Below are 229 nucleotides of genomic sequence, written 5' to 3' on the forward strand. Positions count from 1 at the left end.
TTTTTGTGGGTTGGCAAGCCGCTGGCCGCAGCCGTTGCACGGCGAGGGCATGGCCGGCTCTCTACAATGCGTGAATGATCTCCCGCGAACCCACCATTGAACGCCTGGCCACAGCGCGCCAGTTGCTGCTTGAGCCCTTCGGGCTCGATGAAACCCATCTCGCGCGCGCACTGGCCGAGATCCGCAGCCACCAGGTCGACGACGCCGACCTCTACTTCCAGTACACCCG

The sequence above is a fragment of the Bartonella sp. TT121SHDZB genome, from assembly GCF_042193415.1.
In the GTDB taxonomy this organism is placed as follows: domain Bacteria; phylum Pseudomonadota; class Alphaproteobacteria; order Rhizobiales; family Rhizobiaceae; genus Bartonella.